Annotated in this window: 6 protein-coding genes; 2 read left to right on the top strand and 4 right to left on the bottom strand. The window is 34.2% G+C overall.

Translation table 11 applies throughout. The features are described 5' to 3' along the window. A partial coding sequence (locus QZU81_RS10625) for a restriction endonuclease (RefSeq protein ID WP_295591730.1) occupies positions 1-507 on the bottom strand: 507 nt, incomplete at its 3' end. A gap of 128 nt (positions 508-635) precedes the next feature. On the opposite strand from QZU81_RS10625, the gene surE reads away from it, so the two are divergent. After that, a complete protein-coding gene (gene surE / locus QZU81_RS10620; protein ID WP_295591729.1) occupies positions 636-1,412 on the top strand; it encodes a 5'/3'-nucleotidase SurE in 777 nt (258 codons plus the stop codon). 5 nt (positions 1,413-1,417) lie between these two features. Here surE and QZU81_RS10615 read toward each other — a convergent pair whose 3' ends face one another. Then, positions 1,418-1,561 carry a hypothetical protein gene (locus tag QZU81_RS10615; protein ID WP_292828774.1) on the bottom strand — a complete coding sequence of 48 codons (144 nt, stop codon included), beginning with the start codon at positions 1,559-1,561 and terminating at the stop codon, positions 1,418-1,420. A 78-nt stretch (positions 1,562-1,639) separates the two neighbouring features. On the opposite strand from QZU81_RS10615, the gene QZU81_RS10610 reads away from it, so the two are divergent. Beyond that, positions 1,640-1,840 carry an LSM domain-containing protein gene (locus tag QZU81_RS10610; protein WP_292828776.1) on the top strand — a complete coding sequence of 67 codons (201 nt, stop codon included), beginning with the start codon at positions 1,640-1,642 and terminating at the stop codon, positions 1,838-1,840. 2 nt (positions 1,841-1,842) lie between these two features. On the opposite strand, the gene QZU81_RS10605 is transcribed toward QZU81_RS10610, so the two are convergent. After that, entirely contained in the window at positions 1,843-2,850 is a 1,008-nt protein-coding gene (locus tag QZU81_RS10605) for a methanogenesis marker 12 protein (protein WP_292852413.1), read from the bottom strand. Between the two features lie 55 nt (positions 2,851-2,905). Then, positions 2,906-3,697, bottom strand: a 792-nt coding sequence (ilvC, locus tag QZU81_RS10600; RefSeq protein ID WP_295591728.1) for a ketol-acid reductoisomerase, incomplete at its 5' end; no start/stop codon positions are given.

Genomic DNA, 3,697 nt, shown 5'->3' with positions numbered 1-3,697 from the left:
GGTATTCTGATAGACAACAGGATTCTGTTCACGTCTTTGCATTATATATTCCATATCAGAAGCGTCATAAGTGTATTCCGGGTATTCCTCATCAATATAATCAGAGGCGCCTCCGTCATAAGGAGTATTGTCCAATGTAGTTTGAGAAGTTCTGTCCTGATATCTTTTAGCAAGTTCAAGTAAATTGTCCCTATCCACTAATTTAATGTTTTTCCTGAGAGCATAATTCTTTGCCTGCTCTGAGAAGTAGGAAGATGAAACAATAGTGGTTTTAGAAGCTTTTAAACTTTCTTGAACCTCTTCCATTTCTTTTAATACATCAACTCCAATTCTAAAATCTTTATCATAATTTTTACATGCTACAACCACACCAAAATCCCCTATTGTTGTTGGCAAGATAGCATATATGTCAATAACCTTTTGTGAAGTTTTAAAATTCTTATAAACTTTAAAACCGGAGTCTTCCATCACTTTAGCTATAAAATTAATCAATTGTGGTTTTTCCACGTTTCCACCCACATGTGTTTTTTCTATAAAATTACTAATTATAACTTATAATTTAAATTGTTATTAAAGTTTATCATAAAAACCAAAAACATAAAAATATTTTAACAAGATTTAAACTTAATATTATTATGAAAGCATTAATAAGTAATGATGACGGAATAACCGCCTCAGGAATTCTGGCTGCAAAAAAATCAGTTGAAGACTTATGTGATACATATGTTATAGCTCCTGAAACACAACAGAGTGGAATAGGCCATGCATTGACATTATATGACCCTTTAAGAGTCAATAAACATGTATTGAGGGATGGAAGTGAAGGCTATGGAATAAGCGGAACACCGACAGATGCAGTGACAATTGCACTATTTGAAATGCTTGATGAAAAGCCGGACATTATGATTTCCGGAATAAATACTGGTTTTAATTTAGGAAAAGCGGAACTTACAACATCAGGCACATTAGGTGCAGCAATAGAAGCCGCAAGCTTTGGAATTCCAACAATAGCTATTTCACAGGAAGTTACCAGAGACGACATTAAATTTGAAAAAGGAAAAATAGAAATTGATTTTGATTTTGCAGGGGAAATGCTTCATAGATTAACAAAGATCGTTCTGAAAAAAGGATTGCCTGAAGGAATCGACTTATTAAATGTTAATGTTCCAGAAAACCCTTCAGATGAAGAGTTTGAAGTTGTAAAATTAGGAAAAAGGATGTATAATCCCATAGTTGAAAAACGTCTAGATCCGCGTGGAAAGCCATACTATTGGATTGACGGCGAACCGTATTTATCAGATGAGCCTGGAAGCGATGGTTATGAATTACGAAAAAATAAAAAAACTACAATAACACCATTAAAAATTGATATGGCCAGCGGAATAAGCTCATTAAAAGAATGGTTAGAGTAAAATACTTATAAATTTAAATCTTTAAGTATTTTTTCCCTTTCTTCTCTAAGCTGGTTTAAAATTTTCTCATCAGTGCATCCGTCTTTTTTTAACTGAGCTAATGTACGAGTAATAGCTTCTAAATTACTTTCTAATTGATTGATTGCCATAGTAATATTTAGAACATTAAACTATATAAAGTTGAAACTTCAAAGTAAAAATAGAATTATAATCAAGGATTGAAAAATATGAATCAAGATAAAGAAAATGTAAATAAACTTTTTAGACAATTCAAAAACAAATATGTAACTGTTGATTTAAGAGGTGGCTATCAAAGCGAAGGAACAATAATAGCTATTGATAATTACTTAAATCTCGTCCTTGAAAATGAAAACGGTTTAGAAACCGTTAAAGGCGGAAATATTGTTTTTATTAGTTTAAAAGAATAAATTTAAGAAATATTAACTTCAATACCTAATATTTCTTTTTCACCATTATAAACATCCATTGCTATTTGAGCCGCACCGATTGCACCGGAATCTTTGGATATAATTTCCAGAGGATACTTATTTTTGAAATATTTGTTTATTTCATCTGCAAAGTTAAACGGTTCAGTTGCACTGCCAATAGATCCTGTAAGAACTATTCCTTCAATCTCATTTTTACATACAACATCCAAACCGGCAATTTCCATGGCAACAGTCATGATTAATGTATCAATGGCCAATTTTGCTTTTTCATCACCATTCATATAATTTTCAAGAAGCTGGTCTTTCATATTAGCCACTTTGCCGTCAATGCCCGCTATCTTAATTGCTCCGGCATGTGAAAAACAGTCATTTGCTGATGCATTGTTTTCATCAATCCTCCTAATCATTTCCAAATCAAGAGGCCCGTGAACAACGCCCATAGCGCCCAAACATGCATCGATTGCGCCTTTAATCTTACCATCCTCTATCAATATATCAACACTGTTGGATGAAATATCGGCTACGATAAAATTAGACCATCCTGTTTCTTTAACTGCATTATAAGAAATACTTACCTTTTCCGGGCTGGCCTGGTGAGAATACGCCGCTCTGAATAGCTTATCTAGAGAATCGGAATTCTTATGAAGACCTGGAATCATTACTGAATCAATATCCAACTCCTCTAATTCGGAAAACACTGATGTTCCGCCACCAGTTACTTTACCGGCACCATTGATGGATAAAATTCCCCTATCCTTAACCTTATTTGTAGGTAAAATCTTACTTATTCCATCACCCATCGCATAAGTAATGGCCATCAATTTTACATCATCCAAATCAACGCGTTTCAATATTTCCTCTTTTGCAGAAATAAGTCCTTTTTTACTTTCTTCTCTTCCTATCTTAAAAACATCAATAACTTTGCCTTCATCAGACATAATACAAAAAGAGATGCCAGTAGTTCCATGGTCCATTCCAATAAATACCACTATTACCACGCTATAAAAAATAATTTAAAAAAAATAGTAAAAGGATTAAAAAGACTTAATCGTCTTTTTGTAATCCGCAAGCTTTTCTTAATCTTTCACCAACAATTTCGATGTCTTTTTGACCTTCAGCATCCCTCATTTCTTTTAAGTTAGCTCCATCGGTAGCGTTTTCATCAGCCCATTGTTTTTTGAAAGTACCATCTTGGATTTCTTTTAAAACTGCTTTCATACCGTCTTTAGCTTCTTGGGTAATAATTCTGTTACCTCTGGTTAAACCACCGTATTCAGCAGTGTTACTTACATCTTTCCACATTCCAGCGAAACCTTTTTCATAGATGTAAGCGATTTCAGGTTGGTAACCTGCTTCGACTAAAGTGGTGAATCCTGCATTGATTAATTCGGTAATACCTCCGCATAAAACGGTTTGTTCACCGAACAAGTCAGTTTCGGTTTCTTCTTGGAAAGTAGTTTCCAAAACACCTGCTTTGGTTAATCCGCATGCTTTTGCCATACCTAATGCAAGTTGCAATGCATCTCCGGTTGCATCTTGTTGGACTGCTACTAAACCTGGAATACCGAATCCTTCTTCATAGGTTCTTCTTACCATGGATCCAGGTCCTTTAGGTGCAAACATTACTATGTTTACGGTTTCATCAGGTTTGATTAAACCAAAGTGTATGTTGTAACCGTGAGAGAATGAAATAGTGTTTCCAGCTTCAACATATGGTGCAATTTGTTCATTGTAAACTTTTTCTTGGATTTCATCAGGAAGCAATATGTGAATAATGTCAGCTTCTTTTGCTGCATCTTCAATGGTTTTTACAGTCATTCCATCTTCTTGAACTAA

The organism is uncultured Methanobrevibacter sp., assembly GCF_902770715.1.
Classification (GTDB): Archaea; Methanobacteriota; Methanobacteria; order Methanobacteriales; family Methanobacteriaceae; genus Methanocatella.
The sequence above is the reverse complement of the archived record's forward strand: the minus strand, read 5'-3'. Positions and strand labels throughout refer to the sequence as shown.

Bases quoted from the DNA above. Each gene is read 5' to 3' on its own strand.
- QZU81_RS10610 (WP_292828776.1), top strand. From the start codon at position 1,640: ATGAATCAAGATAAAGAAAATGTAAATAAACTTTTTAGACAATTCAAA.
- surE (WP_295591729.1), top strand. From the start codon at position 636: ATGAAAGCATTAATAAGTAATGATGACGGAATAACCGCCTCAGGAATT.
- QZU81_RS10615 (WP_292828774.1), bottom strand. From the start codon at position 1,561: ATGGCAATCAATCAATTAGAAAGTAATTTAGAAGCTATTACTCGTACA.